Genomic DNA, 15,558 nt, shown 5'->3' with positions numbered 1-15,558 from the left:
CCCCGTTCAGCCCTCGGGCAGCTTCGCGGGGAACTGGGCGTCGATCTGGTCGTACTGCTGCTGCACGGCAACGAAGTCGTCGGGCCCGACCGAGCCCAGGCCGTTGAACGGGCGACCGGTCAGCATGATGAAGCCGACCCCGACGACGACCACGGTCACCCTGACCAGGTCACCGACCACCGAGGCGCCCGTCGGCCGGTTCCCGACCGTCCAGGGAAGCACGACGACCAGCAGCCCGGAGATGAGCATGGAGATCACGAAGATGCTCTCAAGACCGGTGTTGGCGTCGTCGGCCCGTACGGCGCGGGAGTGGAAGACGTCGGAGATGTGGCTGAGGGCGTCCTGCTGGAGGGTCTTGCCCGCGTCGTCGGCCGGCTTGAGTCTGAGCACCTCGGCACGCATGTTCTCAAGCAGCTTCGTGGGGACCGGGGACATCTCACCGTGGGCCATGAGCGGCCAGTCGAGGGAGACGCTCTTGGCGGAGTAGTCCCTGATCTGGGCCCGGATGGGCCCCGCCTCGGGGATGGGCGCGACCGACCAGTACAGCTCGCTGAGGGCCTCCGTCTCCGCCTGGACGTCGGTCTGCGAGGTGGAGATGGCGTCCCGGCACAGCACGACGGCGTAGGCCAGGACCAGCAGGTAGATGGCGAGGGCGAGGTTGGCCGCGAAGTCGATCGACGCCGAGCCGTTGTCCTCTCCCTCGTGCCCCCTCCTCCTGAGGACGAGAAGCGCGATCAGCGTGATCGCGACGGCGACTACCACCAGCACGCTTATCCAGCCCATGGGACTCCCTCGGATCAACCATGAATGTAACTACTTAGGGTAATCTTTTCATTACACAGATGCCTACGGTTCCGCCACAGTTCACTCACGAAATCGGCGATCCCGGATGACCCGGTACGGCGGGCACACTTTCCCCGTCCGTTTCGGCGATCTTCTCTCCCCGAGGCCGTACGGCACACCCTGCGGAAACCGGCTACTTTGTCGCGTTTGTTGGCGTAAGGCCTGTTCAGCGGGGGGCACGGTGATCGCCAGCACGGGGCAAATTTCGCGATGTTCGGGGGTCACCACCGGTTCGGCGTGGGATTGATCCTTCTTGTGGAAGGGCTTCCGCGACAAGGGATAGAAAATGGGGAAACGTCCCTGTAGACGGAGAGCGGCCCGGCTTACGGCGGGAGCACTTCTGGCTCTGCAGATATCGTTCATCGCCCTGGCCTCGGACGGAAACGCCGAGACCGGGGCCGCCAGTTCGCCGGTCGCCGTCATGATCGCGGACTCGTCCGACGCGTCCGCACGGGTGCCGAGCACCGGCCGCTACGACATCAACGCTCTGGAGGCCGCCAGGCGCTACACCCGTGACCTGTACCTGAAGGCCGTAGCCCTGCGCGAGCCCGCCGACCTCGGCACGGGACTGTGGGAACGGGAAGGGCTGAGTGAGGCCCGGCAGCCCGAGGCCAAGGCCCCGGTCAGAAAGAGCCAGGCGCGGACCAGCGCCCAGACGGCCCACCGCCTGCCCTCGGTACGGCTCGCCCACACACAGGCCGCCCAGTTGCTGAAGCGGGCCGGTCTCGGCCGGAAGTCCTCAGGCCGGTGCGCCAGCCGAGACAACGGGCGGTGCACCTCACTTGAGGCCGTCAGGACGGACACGGTGAACAGGGTGATCGGCCTGAAGCGCGAGAGCGGGTGCCCCATCGTGATCACCGGAGGCACCGAGGTCGGCCACGCCCCCGGCCTGTACAGCCACTACGAGGGCTACAAGCTGGACATCAAGCCCAACCGGTGCGTCAGCCGCTACATCAAGAGCAAGTATCCCTACCAGCGGGTCAGGGGTGACGGCGCCCCGCTCTACGGGGACTCACAGACCGTCTACGCCAGGGAGTCCGACCACTGGGACATCCTCTTCCGCTGACGCCCGGGAACGCCGCTGTCACCCGGGAAACCGGATGCCCGGGAAACCGCACCGGGCGGGCCGTCCATGAGACGACCCGCCCGGTGACGACGACGTGCTAGAAGAGCTCGGCCACGACCAGCTCGGCGATCTCCGCCGCGTTCAGGGCGGCGCCCTTACGGAGGTTGTCGCCGCAGACGAACAGGTCGAGGGTGTTGGGGAAGTCGAGCGCCTGGCGAACCCGGCCCACGTAGGTGGGGTCGGTGCCGACGACGTCGGCCGGGGTCGGGAAGACTCCGTTGGCCGGGTCGTCCATGACGACCACCGTCGGCGCCGCCTCCAGGATGCGGTGCGCGTCGGCGACGGTGATCTCCCGCTCGAAGGTCGCGTGCACGGCCAGCGAGTGGGTCGTGATCACCGGGACACGGACGCAGGTCGCGGAGACCTTCAGGTCGTCGATGCCGAGGATCTTCCTGGACTCGTTGCGGAGCTTGATCTCCTCCGAGGCCCAGCCGCCGTCCTTGAGCGAACCCGCCCACGGCACGACGTTGAACGCGATCGGCGCGGGGAAGGGAGACTCGCCGTCACCGAGCTTGTTCTGCAGGGCCTTGCGCACGTCACCGGCGCTCTGGCCGACCGTCCGGTCGCCGGCGAGCGCCTCGACCTCGTCGTAGAGGCGTCCCGAACCGGCGACACCCGCGCCGGAGACCGCCTGGTAGGAGGAGACGACCAGCTCGCGCAGGCCGTACTCGGTGTGCAGGGCGCCCATCGCGGCCATCATCGACAGCGTGGTGCAGTTGGGGGTCGAGATGATGCCCAGCGGGCGGTTGCGCGCCGCCTGCGGGTTGACCTCGGGCACCACCAGCGGCACCTCGGGGTTCATCCGGAAGGTGCCGGACTTGTCGATGGCGACCGCGCCGCGCTCGGCGGCGATCGGCACCCACACGGCGGAGACCTCGTCGGGCACGTCGAAGATCGCGATGTCGACGCCGTCGAAGACCTCGGCGGTCAGCTCCTGGACGACCAGGTCCTCACCGCGGACCCGCAGGACCTTGCCCGCGGACCGGGCGGACGCGACGAGCTTGATCTCGCCGTAGATGTCCTCCCGGTTGGAGATGATGTCGCGCATGACGGTGCCGACGGCACCGGTCGCGCCGATCAGAGCGAGGGTGGGCTTGCGGCTCATCGGCCGGTACCTCCGTAGATCACAGCTTCAACCTGGTCGGCGTCGAGATTGAACGCGCGGTGGGCGGCGCTGACCGCCGAGTCCACCTCGTCCTGCCCGACGATCACCGAGATGCGGATCTCCGAGGTGGAGATCATCTCGATGTTCACCCCCGCGTCGGCGAGGGCGGCGAAGAACGTCGCGGTGACGCCGGGGTGCGAGCGCATGCCCGCGCCGATCAGCGACACCTTGCCGATCTGGTCGTCGAACAGCAGCGACTCGAAGCCGATGTTCTGCTGGATCTTCTTCAGTGCGGTCAGCGCCGTCGAGCCGTCGCTCGCGGGCAGCGTGAAGGAGATGTCCGTCCGACCGGTCGCCGCCGCCGACACGTTCTGCACGATCATGTCGATGTTGACTTCGGCGTCGGCCAGCGTTTTGAAGATCGTGGCAGCCTCGCCGACCTTGTCGGGCACCCCGACAACGGTGATCTTGGCCTCGCTCCGGTCGTGCGCGACGCCGGAGATGATCGGCTGCTCCATCTGTGTTCCTTCACTGTCGGGGTCGGAGATGACCCACGTGCCTTCCTTGGTGCTGAACGAGCTTCTTACGTGAATCGGCAGGTTGAAGCGGCGGGCGTACTCGACGCAGCGCAGGTGCAGGATCTTCGCGCCGCAGGCCGCCATCTCCATCATCTCCTCGTAGGAGACCTTGGGGATCTTGCGGGCGACCGGGACGATGCGCGGGTCCGCGGTGAAGACCCCGTCCACGTCGGTGTAGATCTCGCACACGTCGGCTTCGAGAGCGGCGGCGAGCGCCACGGCCGTCGTGTCGGAACCGCCCCTGCCGAGGGTGGTGATGTCCTTGGTGTCCTGGGAGACCCCCTGGAACCCGGCCACGATCGCCACCTGACCGGCGCCGATCGCCTCGCTGATGCGGCCCGGCGTCACGTCGATGATGCGGGCGCGGCCGTGCGAGGAGTCGGTGATCACCCCGGCCTGGGAGCCGGTGAACGAGCGGGCCTCCTGGCCCAGGTTCGCGATCGCCATGGCCAGCAGCGCCATCGAGATGCGCTCACCCGAGGTGAGGAGCATGTCGAGTTCGCGCACCGGCGGCAGCGGCGAGACCTGCTGGGCGAGGTCGAGCAGCTCGTCGGTGGTGTCGCCCATCGCCGAGACGATCACCACGACGTCGTTGCCGGCTTTTTTCGTCGCGACGATCCGCTGGGCGACCCGCTTGATGCAGGACGCGTCGGCGACGGACGAACCACCGTACTTCTGAACAACGAGCGCCACGAGATGTCTCCGAAGCAATCTAGGGCTGTGGAGCTCTCAGTCTACTGTCGCCCGGGTAGCGCACTTCTGGTTTGGCCCACTATGTGGACAATCACACGGTTGTGCGCTCTTCGGCCACGTCCAGCCGAGTATGGGCGACGAGTGCCTGAAGGGCGCGCAGCGCGGCCCCGGCGTGGTTGCCCCAGGTGTTGAAGTAGGAGTACTGCCACCACCACAGCGCCTCAAGGGGACGCCCCGCCTGGTAGTGCCTGAGCCCGTGAAGAAGGTCGGCGGCCACCGCCGTCAGGTCGTCCGACAGCCGGTACGGCGTGACCGCGGTGTCCTTGTACGGGTCGAAGACCTCGGCGTAGTCGTCGACCGGGCCGAGCCGCTCGGCCAGGGCCGTACGGACCGCGTCGACGTCCGGGTCCTCGCTCAGGTGCGGCTCCCAGTTGCCGGACAGGATCACGTCCTGGCTGGCGCCGAGCTGCGCGCCCGCCGAGCTGACCTGCGCGACCTCGACCAGCAGCAACGACAGGATGGCGTCGCCGCCCTCACCGTTCGCCAGCCTGGTCAGACCGTCGATGTAGTTCTCCGCGTGCCCGGCGACCCGTTCCGCCAGAGCACCCCATGCGTCAGACATCCAGCAGCCTCCTTCCCTCGAACGCGCGGCCCAGGGTGACCTCGTCGGCGTATTCGAGGTCACCGCCCACGGGCAGCCCGCTGGCCAGTCGTGTGACTCTCAGCCCCATCGGCTTCACCAGACGGGCGAGATAGGTCGCCGTCGCCTCCCCCTCAAGGTTGGGGTCGGTGGCGAGGATCAGCTCGGTGACCTGGCCGTCGGCCAGTCTCGTCATCAGCTCGCGGATGCGCAGGTCGTCGGGGCCGACCCCGTCGATCGGGCTGATCGCGCCGCCGAGCACGTGGTAACGCCCGCGGAACTCACGGGTCTTCTCGATCGCCACGACGTCCTTGGACTCCTCGACCACGCAGATCACGTGGGGATCGCGCCGGGCGTCGCGGCAGATCCGGCACTCCTCGTCGGCGGCGACGTTCCCGCAGGTCCGGCAGAAACGGACCTTGTCCTTGACCTCAAGCAGGGCGTGGGCGAGCCGCTTCACGTCGGCGGGCTCGGCGGACAGCAGATGGAAGGCGATCCGCTGGGCGCTCTTCGGGCCGACTCCGGGCAGCATGCCCAGCTCGTCGATCAGGTTCTGGACGACCCCCTCGTACATGGCTTCAGAACCCGGGCAGCTGACCGAGGCCGCTGCCGCCCCCAAGTCCCTGTGCGAGCGGGCCGAGCTTCTCCTGCTGGAGGTCGGCCGCGGCGCGGACCGCGTCCCTGATCGCCGCGATGACCAGGTCGGCGATGGTGTCGGCCGTGTCCTGGGGGTCGCCGGGGTCGACGGCCTCGGCGCTGATCCTCAGTTCGAGCAGCTCGCCGCCGCCGTTGACCGTGGCGACGACCAGCCCGCCGCCCGCCGAGCCCTCGACCTGGGCGTCGTTCAGCTCCTGTTGAGCGCTCACAAGCTGCTGCTGCATGAGCTGTGCCTGCTCCAGCAGCTGCTGCAGGTTGACATCCCCTGGGTTCACCGTCGTTGTGCTCCTCGTCCGTGACGTCAGTCGTCACGAGCCTACGGGGTCAGAGGCGGGTGTTGTACTGGCCCATGCCCGTGTTCCCCCCATGTGGTGACTAAACCCGGTCCGCCGGTTCACGACGATCCTGTCGGGTCCCGGCCCCCCTCCACGACGTCCGGGACCCGACGGCGCACGCGCCGGAGCGGCCGCACACGACGGCGTGCGCTGCGAAGGTAACCGATTCCAGGTTGCACACACGTTGCGATCGTTCAATCACCCTTCGCACTCCCTTTTCGCCGAACCGGTTGCGTGCACCCGTCCCGACAACCGATGCTTCGGCAATCGGTCTGATTCCTGGGGAGCCATATGTCCGGCAGCCGCCGGGAAGCCGTCCCGGATTTGAACGTCCACTCGTTACGACTGCGCCGTCTGCACGAGTCCGTGCTGAACGGTGCCCAACCTCCTGACGGGGCGTTACGCGGCCTGATCTCCGCCTCGTGGCGCAGATCCATGGACGCGGGCGTCGATCCCGAGGCGAGCGCGGCCCCGCCCGCCTTCGAACGGGAGGACGTCGAGGACGTCCGTTCCCACCATCCCGTCGGCGCCCTGCTGCCGCTCGTCGCCGGAACCCTCCTGGAGGCCGCCTCGGCGAGCGCGCACATCCTGATGGTCACCGACGAGAAGGGCCGGGTGCTCTGGCGCGACGGAGACCACCGGGTGATGGGCATGGCCGACGAAGTCGGGCTCGCCGACGGCTTCCACTGGGGCGAGGAGGTGATCGGGACGAACGGCATGGGCACCGCGCTCGCCACCCGGGGCCCCGTCCACGTCTTCTCCGCCGAGCACCTGGTCAGGGCACTGCACCCCTGGTCGTGCTCGGCGGCGCCGATCAACGACCCGGACAGCGGCGAGGTGATCGGCTGCGTCGACATCAGCGGCACCATGGACGCCCTGCATCCGGCGACCGTCGCCCTCGTCGAGACCACGGCCAGACTGGCGGAGAGCCACCTGGCGCTGCGCATGCGCGAGCGCGACGACCTGTTCCGCGCCCGCAACGACGAGCACCTGCTGGCGTTGCGCGGCGAACCCGGCGCCCTGGTCACCGCCACGGGCCGTGTCGTCGCCTCCGACCGCTCCCTGCGATGGGGTGACCGCGTACGGCTGCCCGCCTCCGGCGACCGGGTCGTGCTGCCCGACGGCGAGACCGCGCTGCTGACCCCCGTCCGCGACGGCTTCCTGCTGCGTGTCCTCGGCACGGCGGACACGCCCGTGCTGACCCTGTCCTTCCTCGGGACGCGGCATCCCGCGGCCGATCTCGACGGCGCCCACGTGCCGCTGTCCCCCCGTCACGCCGAGATCCTCACGGTGCTGGCCCTCAACCCCAAGGGCGTCACGGCCGAACAGCTCTCCCTCCACCTGTACGGCGACGCGGGAAACCCGGTGACCGCCCGCGCCGAGATCCACCGCCTGCGCCTGCAGCTCGGCCCCGTGGTCGCGGCGCGGCCGTACCGGCTGACCTGTGTGGTGCGGGCCGACTTCCTCACCCTGCGACGCCTGCTCGCCGGTGAGGACACCACCGCGATCGCCGGCGCGTACGGCGGGCCGCTGCTGCCCCGCTCCGACGCCCCCGCGGTGCGCGACGAACGCGAGGAGCTCGAAGGCCGGGTCCGCGCCCGCCTCCTGACCCGGGGGTCCCCCGACGACCTGTGGGCCTACGCGGAGACCGAGGGAGCCAGGGGCGACGCCCACGTCCTGGAACGACTCGTCGCCGTGCTTCCCCGGAGCGACCACCGCGCCGTGACCGCCGCGATCCGCCTGTCGGCCCTGGACTCGCCCTGATCCCGCAGGACCGTCAGGCGTGGCCGATCTCCTCGATGATCTGGCCGCCCAGCTCACGCTGGAGGAGGGCCATGCCGGTCAGCGCGTCGTCGGACGAACCGGCGTCGTCGGAGCCGGACGACCTGCCGGGCACGGTCTCCGGCCACGCCGACTTGGTCCCCGCCCCCCTCGGCCCCGTCTGGGCGACCGTATGGGCGGCCGTCCTGGCGGCGGAACGCGCGGCGGCCAGACCGGGACTCGGCGGCGGAGGTGAACCCGGGTCCTCGGGGAGCGGTGCGTCGGGCCAGGACTCGTCGGTGGCCTGCGGGCTCTGGCGAGGCTGCGTCTGCGGGGTCTGAGGGGCTCGCTGGGCCTCACGGGGAGGCGAAACCGCCTGTGGCGGCGCCTCCGCCTGGGGCTCCGCGGTCGGCCTCGTGACGGGCCCCTGCGAGGGACTCTGCGCGGGGCTCTGGACGGGCTCGGCGCGTGGCGGAGGAGGAGGCGGCGTCTGCTGCCGGGCGCCGGACGGCATGGGCGAACCGCCGACGACGGCCTCCACCTTCCAGGTGCCGCCGAGCACGTCCTGCAGCGCCCCCGCGACCACCACGTCCTTGCCGCCGCCGGTGAAGTTACGCATCGCGCCCACCTGGGCGAAGCCCAGCGTGACGACCTTGCCCTCGACCCCGACGACCTGGGCGTTGGTGTTGACGTTCGCCCAGACGACGATGCTGCGCCGTTTGAGGGCCGCGAGCACCTGCGGCCATGCCTGCTGTACCGCTCCCGCGTCACCCCCTGACACTCCTGGGACCGCAGGAGCCTGGGCCTGGGGCTGGTCCGCGGCGGGGGCGGGCGCCTGCCCTCCCGGCCGCGTGGGAGCCGGCCAGTCGTCGTCCTTGGCCCGAACCGGTACGGCGGCCGCGGGCGCGGCGGGCTGTACGGGGGTCTGCGTGGGGGCCGGAGCCTGGGCGGCCATGGGAGCCTGAGCGGGAGGCGCCTGGGCCACCGCCGGGATCACTGCCGGGGCCACCGTCGGAGCCACTGCAGGGGCCACTCCAGGGGCCGCCGCCTGGACCACCGTGACCCCGCCCCGCTCAAGCCGCTCAAGCCGGGTCAGCAGCGCCGCCTCGTCCCTGGCCACCCCGGGCAGCAGGGTCCTGGCGCACATCAACTCAAGCAGCAGCCGGGGCGAGGCCGCGCCGCGCATCTCGGTCAGGCCCTCGTTGAAGATCTCCGCCGCGCGGGTCAGCTCGGCCGGGCCCATCGAGGCCGCCTGCTGCTGGAGCCGTTCCAGCTCGTCACCGGGACGGTCGAGCAGCCCGCTGGTCGCGGCCTCGGGCACGTTCGCCAGGATCACCAGGTCGCGGAAGCGCTCAAGCAGGTCCATCGCGAACCTGCGGGGGTCGTGACCGCCCTCGACCACCCGGTTCACGGCCTGGAAGACCTTCGCCCCGTCGCGGGTGGCGAAAGCGGAGACCATGTCGTCGAGCAGGTCGCCGTCGGTGTAACCGAGCAGGGAGACCGCGCGGGCGTAGGTGATGCCGGCCTCGTCCGACCCGGCGAAGAGCTGGTCCAGGATCGACAGCGAGTCACGGGCCGACCCGGCGCCCGCCCTGACCACCAGCGGCAGCGCGGCGGGTTCGAACGGCACGTTCTCCGAGGTGAGGATCTCCTCCATGAGCGTGCGCAGCGCGGCGGGCGGAATCAGCCGGAAGGGATAGTGGTGGGTGCGGGACTTGATCGTCCCGATGACCTTCTCCGGCTCGGTGGTCGCGAAGACGAACTTCAGGTGCGGCGGGGGCTCCTCGACGAGCTTGAGCAGCGCGTTGAACCCCTCGCGGGTCACCATGTGCGCCTCGTCGATGATGTAGATCTTGAAGCGCGCCGAGACGGGGGCGAAGAAAGCCCGTTCCCGCAGGTCGCGGGCGTCGTCGACACCACCGTGCGAGGCGGCGTCGATCTCGATGACGTCCAGGTGGCCGGGCCCGGTCGGCGCCAGGGCCACACACGACTCGCACTCGCCGCAGGGGTCGGGGGTCGGCCCCTTCTCGCAGTTCAGCGAACGGGCCAGGATGCGGGCGCTTGACGTCTTGCCGCATCCCCTGGGCCCGCTGAACAGATAGGCGTGGTTGATCCGGCCGCTCCGCAGCGCCTGCCGCAACGGCTCGGTGACGTGCTCCTGCCCCTTGACCTCGGCGAAGGTCCCGGGCCGGTACTTGCGGTACAGCGCAAGACTCATGCGACGATCCCACCTGCGAGGGAGTCTGAAACGAAGAGACCCCTCGCACACCCGCCAGAGCCTGCTTATCCTTGCTGCCTTCCGGCCCTGGGGAGGTTCACAGGATGACGCCGCGCGAGGGGTCCTGGCACAGTCTAGCCTCTGTCGCGAGTGCTCGGAGTAGTGAACGGCCGCCAACGAAGATGCCTCGAATATGTGGTCAACGCAGTCCTGAAAGTTCGGTAAGCTACTCCACGGAGGATTCGCCTAGTTGGCCTAGGGCGCACGCTTGGAAAGCGTGTTGGGGGCAACCCCTCAGGAGTTCGAATCTCCTATCCTCCGCGCTTGGTTGAGCAGCAAGACACGAAGGGCCCGGACTATCCACCCGGGCCCTTCGTGCTGTCCGGCCTCGGTCGACACGCCCACTTCGAAGCATGCGCGCTTACCGGCGATGGCACGGGGCCACCCGTGAGGTGCTGGAGCACCGGCGCCGAGCGCTCGCGCTCGCTCGGCTCCGTTCCGACGCCTCAGAAGGAGGCTTCGACCTGGAACTCTTCGAAGAGAAGAGCAATTACCGTCGATGAATGCGGCTCAGTTTCTGATCGACACCAGTGCCCTTGCCCGTTTCCTGCGCCCCGACGCGGACCGGTACGGCTGGGATCAATCTGCCGTCGCAGGACTCATCGCAGTCTGCCCCATCACCGAACTTGAGTTCCTCTCCAGTGCCCGATCCATTACGGATCGCGAGCAAGGCGTCGAAGATCTACGGCTTCTGTTCGGCTGGACCCCCATCGACGACCGCGCCTACGACCGCGCCTGGAAAGTTCAGGAAACCCTCACCCGGCGAGGGCGACATCGCAGCGCAGGCCCTGTCGACCTCGTCATCGCCGCCACAGCGGAACTTCAAGGGCTTACGCTCCTCCACCGAGACCGAGACCGAGACCGAGACTTCGAGTGCATCGCCCGGGTCACCGGTCAAGCACTCCAGTGGTACGGCCCCGAGCCGGACAAGTAACCCTCACAGGCATGCGGGCTGAGTCCCCCGTCGCCCAACCCCCGCAGGGAAGGGATCCAAGCATCGCCCCGAATCGACGTCACGCCTACCGGCCTCTGGCCGGAGGAAGCGAGACCGTCTTGCGGACGCCGTAGTGGTGATCGGCGGAGGTGGTTCGGAACGCCTCCGCCCGAACGCGGCGTACGCGGTGACCGGGATCACGCGTCAGCCGGAGAGCTGTCTCACGGTGGCGTAGAGGGTCACGCGCGGAGGGGGCGGCCCCTACCCGGCGGACGCCACCGTGCTTGTGCGGGCCGGTGACACGGCGTCCACCAGGGCGGTGACGCACGTGAGCACCTGTGCCGCTGCTTGGAGATCCGCCTGTTCGCTCCTGCCGGGCATCGCGATCGCCTGGTCTCGCCCCCAAGCCTCGGCTTCATCGAAAGGACCGGTCAGCCGCCTCCGGTGGTGCCGAGCCGTACGGTCGTGGTGGTGGTCGAGCCGTCGGGGTGGAGAAGTTCCACCTTGGCCGAGTCGCCTGGTTTGTGGGCGGCGAGGGCTCTGGCGAGGTCCTGCGCGGTCAGGACCGGGGTGTCGTCGAGTGCGACGATCACGTTGCCCGGCCTGAGCGCCGTCCGCGTCCCCTGGGCCGTCCGCACGACGCCGACACCGCTCGGTCTGCCGTGTCTGTCGACCACGGTCTGCGCCGTGACTCCCAGGTCCGCCCGGCCGGTTTCGGTCACCTCGCCCTTCTCGACGAGCCGGCGGACGACGCGGGTGACCGTGTTGGCCGGGATGGCGAAGCCGATACCGGGGAGCACACTGCCCGTGTCCGCGTTCACCAGGTCGGCGACCAGCACGCCGACGACCTGTCCGGCGAGGTCGACCAGGGCGCCTCCGCTGTTGCCCGGGTTGATCGCGGCGGAGGTCTGGATGAGGCCGCCGGCCGCCGGAGCGACGGTCTCGTGCCCCTCGGCCGCGAACTGGACGGTCCGGTTCAGCCCGGAGACGATGCCGTCGGTCACGCTGCCCGACAGGCCGAACGGGTTGCCCATGGCCAGCACGATCTGGCCGATGGCGAGCCGGTCGGAGTCGCCGAAGCCGGTGGGGACGAGGCCCGACGGGTCGTCCACCCTGATGACGGCCAGGTCCCCGGCCTTGTAGACCCCGACGAGCCGGGCCGTACGGGGGGCGCCACCGGTGGCGAGCATGACCTCGAAGCGTTCGGCGTCACCGACCACGTGGGCGTTGGTCACGATGTGCCCGAGGTCGTCGTAGACGATGCCCGAGCCCTCGCTGATCTCCTCTCCCGACCGCGAGGTGATCTGCACGACGGACGGCAGCACCCTGGCGATGCCCCTTCGGTAGTCGGCCTCAAGTGTCAGCGGGCCTCTCGCCACGGGGACGGCCACGGAGGACCCGGTTTCGAGGTCCGCCTTGTCCGGTGTCTCCGGGTCGGCGCCCAGATCGTTGCCGAGGAGTACGGTCATCACAAAGAGCGCATTGATGACTACCATCCGCATCTGCCGCATGTGACGATATTTCCCTTGTTGGCGGTGAAAAGCTGCAGGTGGGGGATATATTTCGTGCAAGTCGACGCCGATGAGGCGCTGCGCCGTACCCGGCGAACCGGTGGGCATGGTCGGCCCCTGGGAGGGCAGTGGGGGTCCAAGCGGATCGAAGGGACGTCTGCGATGGATTTCAGAGACGACGCCCGGCTGGACAGCTCACAGGTGGAAAGCGGTGGCCGCAGGAGGATGCCCGGAGGAGGACTCGCGGTCGGCGGGGGCGCCGCCGGAATCCTCGCGCTCATCGTGGCCCTGCTGTTCGGGCTCAACCCCGGGGACATCGTCGGCGGGAACGAGCCCGCCCCCGTGGGGCCGGGAACCGACCTGGCGGCCAAGTGCAGGACAGGGCAGGACGCCGACCAGAACGAGGAGTGCCGGGTGGTCGGCGTGGTCAACAGCATCCAGGACTACTGGCCGACCGTCGTGCAGGGTTACCGGCCCGCCAAGACCGTGATGTTCTCCGGCCAGGTGAACACCGCCTGCGGCGCGGCCGACGCCTCGGTCGGCCCGTTCTACTGCCCTGCCGACCAGAAGGTCTATCTCGACCTGAGCTTCTTCGACGAGCTCCGCACCCGTTTCGGCGCGGAGGGCGGTCCGTTCGCCCAGGCGTATGTGATCGGGCACGAGTACGGTCACCACGTGCAGAACCTCCTGGGCACCAGCTCCATGGCCCAGGGAGACCGGCAGGGACCGCGGAGCGGCTCGGTCAGGCTTGAGCTGCAGGCCGACTGCTACTCGGGCGTGTGGGCGAAGAACGCCTACGAGACCGGCCTGTTCGACAAGCCCTTCACCCAGCAGGACATCCAGCAGGCGCTGAGCGCCGCCTCGGCCGTGGGGGATGACAGCATCCAGGAGCGCACCCAGGGCCGGGTGAACCCGGACGCCTTCACCCATGGCACGTCGGCACAGCGTGTCAGGTGGTTCACCACCGGCTACGAGAGCGGGGATCCCAACCGGTGTGACACGTTCTCAGGGAGCCTCTGAGGCCGTCGCCGACCTGGGCAAGCAGGCAAAGAATCCGAATCTCTCATAAACTACGTACTGTGATCTTCAAGCTGGTCGGTGATGGACGGCCCTACCCCGAGCACGGTCTCTCGCATCGCGAGTGGGCGCAGATACCGCCGCGGCAGGTCCGCCTCGACACGTTGATCACCACGAAGACGGTGCTCGACCTGCACTCGCTGCTCGCCAAGGACTCCACCTTCTACGGCGACCTGTTCCCGCACGTGGTCCAGTGGCGCGGCGACCTCTATCTGGAGGACGGCCTGCACCGTGCCCTGCGCTCGGCGCTGCACCAGCGCTCGATTCTGCACGCCCGCGTCCTCGAACTCCCCGAGGACTGAGAGCGCCCCGAGGACTGAGGAACCCCTGGCACGACGAAGGGCCCCCGGCGAACCGGGGGCCCTTTCGTTGCTGTGGCGGTGGAGGTGGGATTTGAACCCACGGATAGGTTGCCCCATCACACGCTTTCGAGGCGTGCGCCCTCGGCCACTAGGCGACTCCACCGCCGAGCAGCTTACCGGATATCCGCTATTGCTCGCGCATCCGGCGAGAGGTGAAGAAGTCGGTGAGGACCGTGGCGCACTCGTCGGCCAGCACCCCCATGACGACCTCGGGCCTGTGGTTGAGGCGGCGGTCCCTCAGCACGTCCCACAGCGAGCCCGCGGCACCCCCCTTGGGATCGACGGCGCCGTAGACGACCCGGTCGACCCTGGCCAGCACGGCGGCTCCGGCGCACATCGTGCACGGTTCAAGGGTCACGACCAGCGTGCAGCCGGTCAGCCGCCACTCACCACGCGAAAGGGCGGCCCGCCGCAGGGCCAGGACCTCGGCGTGCGCGGTCGGGTCCGCCAGCGACTCACGGTCGTTGCCCGCCCCGGCCAGCACGGCCCCCTCGGGGTCGAGGACGACCGCGCCGATCGGCACCTCCCCCCTGGCGCCCGCCTCGGCGGCCTGCTCAAGGGCCAGCCGCATCCCGGCGGCGTACGCCTCGGGGTTCACCGGAGCCGGTCGAGCTCGTCCGCGAAGGCCAGCCGCTCGGCGATCACCGAGAGCGTGTCCGCGGGGAGCGCGCCCTCCTCCATGCTCAGCTCGACGAGCTCCTCCGGGCTCATGCCCAGGTCGCTCAGCAGCTCGAAGTCGCCCGCGGGCCGTACGCCGAGGTCGGGGGTCTCCTTGTCCGGGGCGACGCCGGCCAGCTCGGTGAAGAGCTCGCCGAGCCCGTCGGTCAACCCCGCCTGGGCGTCGGACAGGAAGGTGCGCGGTTCCCGGTCTCCCTCGTAGCGGACGATGGCGAACCACTCGTCCTCGACCTCGACGCACAGCAGGGCCAGCTCGTCACCGTTGAGCCCCAGATGCTCCTGTACGGCGTCGCCCAGGTCGTCGGCTATCTCCGCGGCGCCGAGGTCGATCTCGGCGCCGTTCCATCCGTCCTCGGTGCGGACGAACGCCGCGGAGAACACACTGCCAGTGGATTGCCTGGAGGACATGGCCGGTCTCCCGGGGTCAGCCGAACACAGAGTCGATCGCGCGTTCGAAGGGCTCGGAGAATCCCAGACGGGCGGCGATGCTGGACAGCACGTCCTCGGGAAGGAGGTCGATGTCCCCGGAGAGGATGCCGAGCTCCATCTCGTCGAGCCCCAGGTCGGCGAAGATCGACAGATCTCCGGCGGGCAGGGCCGTCTCCTCGTCCTGGAGGATCGCGTCCAGTTCGTCCTCGTCGGGCACCGGCACGTCGAGGTATTCCAGCGCCTGCCGCGCCAGGGGGAAGTCCCAGGACGCGGCGATGTCGGAGAGGAAGACCTCCACATGCTCACCGAACACTCGTAACGCCACGAAGAACTCATCCCCAACGGCGACCAGGCCAATCGTCCCGTTGATGCTCGGCTGCTGGCGTAGGGCGTGGACGAGACCCTGGAGGTCGGAGGTGAGCGCCACGGGAAGCAGCTCCGCCTCCCAGCCGTCGTCCTCGCGATAGACGACGATGGCAAAGTCCAGAGGGTCTTCGTCTGACATGCTCATCCCCACCGGTGCGCTCGCTACGGACGTCAATGCTTTCAGA

16 protein-coding genes, 2 tRNA genes and 1 other RNA gene are annotated in these 15,558 nt (G+C 69.3%); 6 read left to right on the top strand and 13 right to left on the bottom strand.

Translation table 11 applies throughout. The features are described from left to right. Window positions 1-6: 6 nt before the first annotated feature. Window positions 7-783: a hypothetical protein gene (locus ABZ463_RS32945; protein WP_362782069.1), complete on the bottom strand. Its 777-nt coding sequence runs from the start codon at window positions 781-783 to the stop codon at window positions 7-9. Window positions 784-1,264: 481 nt separating this feature from the next. On the opposite strand from ABZ463_RS32945, the gene ABZ463_RS32940 reads away from it, so the two are divergent. Further along, window positions 1,265-1,909 (top strand): hypothetical protein, encoded by a 645-nt coding sequence (locus ABZ463_RS32940; protein ID WP_352013697.1) that lies wholly within the window; start codon window positions 1,265-1,267, stop codon window positions 1,907-1,909. Between the two features lie 97 nt (window positions 1,910-2,006). Here the strand turns inward: ABZ463_RS32940 and ABZ463_RS32935 are convergent, their stop codons facing one another. From ABZ463_RS32935 to ABZ463_RS32915, 5 genes are all read right to left on the bottom strand, one after another. Continuing rightward, a complete protein-coding gene (locus ABZ463_RS32935; RefSeq protein ID WP_352013696.1) occupies window positions 2,007-3,074 on the bottom strand; it encodes an aspartate-semialdehyde dehydrogenase in 1,068 nt (355 codons plus the stop codon). Beyond that, the gene (locus ABZ463_RS32930; RefSeq protein ID WP_352013695.1) at window positions 3,071-4,345 is read right to left on the bottom strand and encodes an aspartate kinase; all 1,275 of its coding nucleotides are present in this window, start codon (window positions 4,343-4,345) and stop codon (window positions 3,071-3,073) included. Before ABZ463_RS32930 ends, ABZ463_RS32935 begins: the two co-directional genes overlap by 4 nt. Window positions 4,346-4,436: 91 nt before the next feature. Further along, on the bottom strand, window positions 4,437-4,967 hold the full coding sequence (locus ABZ463_RS32925) for a DUF5063 domain-containing protein (RefSeq protein ID WP_352013694.1): 531 nt from the start codon (window positions 4,965-4,967) through the stop codon (window positions 4,437-4,439). After that, window positions 4,960-5,559, bottom strand: coding sequence for a recombination mediator RecR (recR, locus tag ABZ463_RS32920; RefSeq protein ID WP_352013693.1), 600 nt, complete (start codon window positions 5,557-5,559; stop codon window positions 4,960-4,962). Before recR ends, ABZ463_RS32925 begins: the two co-directional genes overlap by 8 nt. Window positions 5,560-5,563: 4 nt before the next feature. Continuing rightward, the gene (locus tag ABZ463_RS32915) at window positions 5,564-5,917 is read right to left on the bottom strand and encodes a YbaB/EbfC family nucleoid-associated protein (protein ID WP_352013692.1); all 354 of its coding nucleotides are present in this window, start codon (window positions 5,915-5,917) and stop codon (window positions 5,564-5,566) included. A gap of 351 nt (window positions 5,918-6,268) precedes the next feature. Between ABZ463_RS32915 and ABZ463_RS32910 the strand changes: the two genes are divergently transcribed. Beyond that, entirely contained in the window at window positions 6,269-7,741 is a 1,473-nt protein-coding gene (locus tag ABZ463_RS32910; RefSeq protein WP_362782061.1) for a GAF domain-containing protein, read from the top strand. A gap of 13 nt (window positions 7,742-7,754) precedes the next feature. On the opposite strand, the gene ABZ463_RS32905 is transcribed toward ABZ463_RS32910, so the two are convergent. Further along, complete coding sequence (locus ABZ463_RS32905) at window positions 7,755-9,956, bottom strand: DNA polymerase III subunit gamma and tau (RefSeq protein ID WP_362782058.1); 2,202 nt, start codon at window positions 9,954-9,956, stop codon at window positions 7,755-7,757. A gap of 31 nt (window positions 9,957-9,987) precedes the next feature. Continuing rightward, window positions 9,988-10,083, bottom strand: an RNA gene (gene ffs, locus ABZ463_RS32900) — signal recognition particle sRNA small type. A gap of 108 nt (window positions 10,084-10,191) precedes the next feature. Between ffs and ABZ463_RS32895 the strand changes: the two genes are divergently transcribed. Both ABZ463_RS32895 and ABZ463_RS32890 read left to right on the top strand, forming a co-directional pair. Next, window positions 10,192-10,277: transfer RNA gene (locus tag ABZ463_RS32895), tRNA-Ser, on the top strand. Between the two features lie 238 nt (window positions 10,278-10,515). Continuing rightward, on the top strand, window positions 10,516-10,950 hold the full coding sequence (locus ABZ463_RS32890) for a PIN domain nuclease (RefSeq protein WP_362782055.1): 435 nt from the start codon (window positions 10,516-10,518) through the stop codon (window positions 10,948-10,950). Between the two features lie 431 nt (window positions 10,951-11,381). On the opposite strand, the gene ABZ463_RS32885 is transcribed toward ABZ463_RS32890, so the two are convergent. Next, on the bottom strand, window positions 11,382-12,419 hold the full coding sequence (locus tag ABZ463_RS32885) for a trypsin-like peptidase domain-containing protein (protein WP_362782052.1): 1,038 nt from the start codon (window positions 12,417-12,419) through the stop codon (window positions 11,382-11,384). Between the two features lie 204 nt (window positions 12,420-12,623). Here ABZ463_RS32885 and ABZ463_RS32880 point away from each other — a divergent pair, with 204 nt between their 5' ends. Further along, window positions 12,624-13,481 (top strand): neutral zinc metallopeptidase, encoded by an 858-nt coding sequence (locus ABZ463_RS32880; RefSeq protein ID WP_362782049.1) that lies wholly within the window; start codon window positions 12,624-12,626, stop codon window positions 13,479-13,481. Between the two features lie 59 nt (window positions 13,482-13,540). Beyond that, on the top strand, window positions 13,541-13,840 hold the full coding sequence (locus ABZ463_RS32875; RefSeq protein ID WP_352013686.1) for a type II toxin-antitoxin system VapB family antitoxin: 300 nt from the start codon (window positions 13,541-13,543) through the stop codon (window positions 13,838-13,840). Window positions 13,841-13,913: 73 nt separating this feature from the next. Here ABZ463_RS32875 and ABZ463_RS32870 read toward each other — a convergent pair. The 4 genes from ABZ463_RS32870 to ABZ463_RS32855 all read right to left on the bottom strand — a co-directional run bounded on the left by ABZ463_RS32870 (window position 13,914) and on the right by ABZ463_RS32855 (window position 15,512). Further along, window positions 13,914-14,003, bottom strand: a tRNA-Ser gene (locus ABZ463_RS32870). Window positions 14,004-14,027: 24 nt separating this feature from the next. Next, a complete protein-coding gene (tadA, locus tag ABZ463_RS32865) occupies window positions 14,028-14,471 on the bottom strand; it encodes a tRNA adenosine(34) deaminase TadA (protein WP_352013728.1) in 444 nt (147 codons plus the stop codon). A gap of 23 nt (window positions 14,472-14,494) precedes the next feature. Continuing rightward, window positions 14,495-14,986: a tRNA adenosine deaminase-associated protein gene (locus ABZ463_RS32860; protein WP_352013685.1), complete on the bottom strand. Its 492-nt coding sequence runs from the start codon at window positions 14,984-14,986 to the stop codon at window positions 14,495-14,497. A 16-nt stretch (window positions 14,987-15,002) separates the two neighbouring features. Next, complete coding sequence (locus ABZ463_RS32855; protein ID WP_352013684.1) at window positions 15,003-15,512, bottom strand: tRNA adenosine deaminase-associated protein; 510 nt, start codon at window positions 15,510-15,512, stop codon at window positions 15,003-15,005. Between the last annotated feature and the right edge of the window lie 46 nt (window positions 15,513-15,558).

It is taken from the genome of Streptosporangium sp. NPDC020145 (genome assembly GCF_040631275.1).
Taxonomy (GTDB): domain Bacteria; phylum Actinomycetota; class Actinomycetes; order Streptosporangiales; family Streptosporangiaceae; genus Streptosporangium.
The sequence above is the reverse complement of the archived record's forward strand: the minus strand, read 5'-3'. Positions and strand labels throughout refer to the sequence as shown.

What these genes read in the sequence shown, in the direction of transcription:
- recR (WP_352013693.1), bottom strand. Translation starts at nt 5,559, where the DNA reads ATGTACGAGGGGGTCGTCCAGAACCTGATCGACGAGCTGGGCATGCTG.
- ABZ463_RS32880 (WP_362782049.1), top strand. Translation starts at nt 12,624, where the DNA reads ATGGATTTCAGAGACGACGCCCGGCTGGACAGCTCACAGGTGGAAAGC.
- tadA (WP_352013728.1), bottom strand. Translation starts at nt 14,471, where the DNA reads ATGCGGCTGGCCCTTGAGCAGGCCGCCGAGGCGGGCGCCAGGGGGGAG.
- ABZ463_RS32890 (WP_362782055.1), top strand. Translation starts at nt 10,516, where the DNA reads ATGAATGCGGCTCAGTTTCTGATCGACACCAGTGCCCTTGCCCGTTTC.
- ABZ463_RS32940 (WP_352013697.1), top strand. Translation starts at nt 1,265, where the DNA reads ATGATCGCGGACTCGTCCGACGCGTCCGCACGGGTGCCGAGCACCGGC.
- ABZ463_RS32910 (WP_362782061.1), top strand. Translation starts at nt 6,269, where the DNA reads ATGTCCGGCAGCCGCCGGGAAGCCGTCCCGGATTTGAACGTCCACTCG.
- ABZ463_RS32855 (WP_352013684.1), bottom strand. Translation starts at nt 15,512, where the DNA reads ATGTCAGACGAAGACCCTCTGGACTTTGCCATCGTCGTCTATCGCGAG.
- ABZ463_RS32860 (WP_352013685.1), bottom strand. Translation starts at nt 14,986, where the DNA reads ATGTCCTCCAGGCAATCCACTGGCAGTGTGTTCTCCGCGGCGTTCGTC.
- ABZ463_RS32905 (WP_362782058.1), bottom strand. Translation starts at nt 9,956, where the DNA reads ATGAGTCTTGCGCTGTACCGCAAGTACCGGCCCGGGACCTTCGCCGAG.
- ABZ463_RS32925 (WP_352013694.1), bottom strand. Translation starts at nt 4,967, where the DNA reads ATGTCTGACGCATGGGGTGCTCTGGCGGAACGGGTCGCCGGGCACGCG.
- ABZ463_RS32885 (WP_362782052.1), bottom strand. Translation starts at nt 12,419, where the DNA reads ATGACCGTACTCCTCGGCAACGATCTGGGCGCCGACCCGGAGACACCG.
- ABZ463_RS32945 (WP_362782069.1), bottom strand. Translation starts at nt 783, where the DNA reads ATGGGCTGGATAAGCGTGCTGGTGGTAGTCGCCGTCGCGATCACGCTG.
- ABZ463_RS32935 (WP_352013696.1), bottom strand. Translation starts at nt 3,074, where the DNA reads ATGAGCCGCAAGCCCACCCTCGCTCTGATCGGCGCGACCGGTGCCGTC.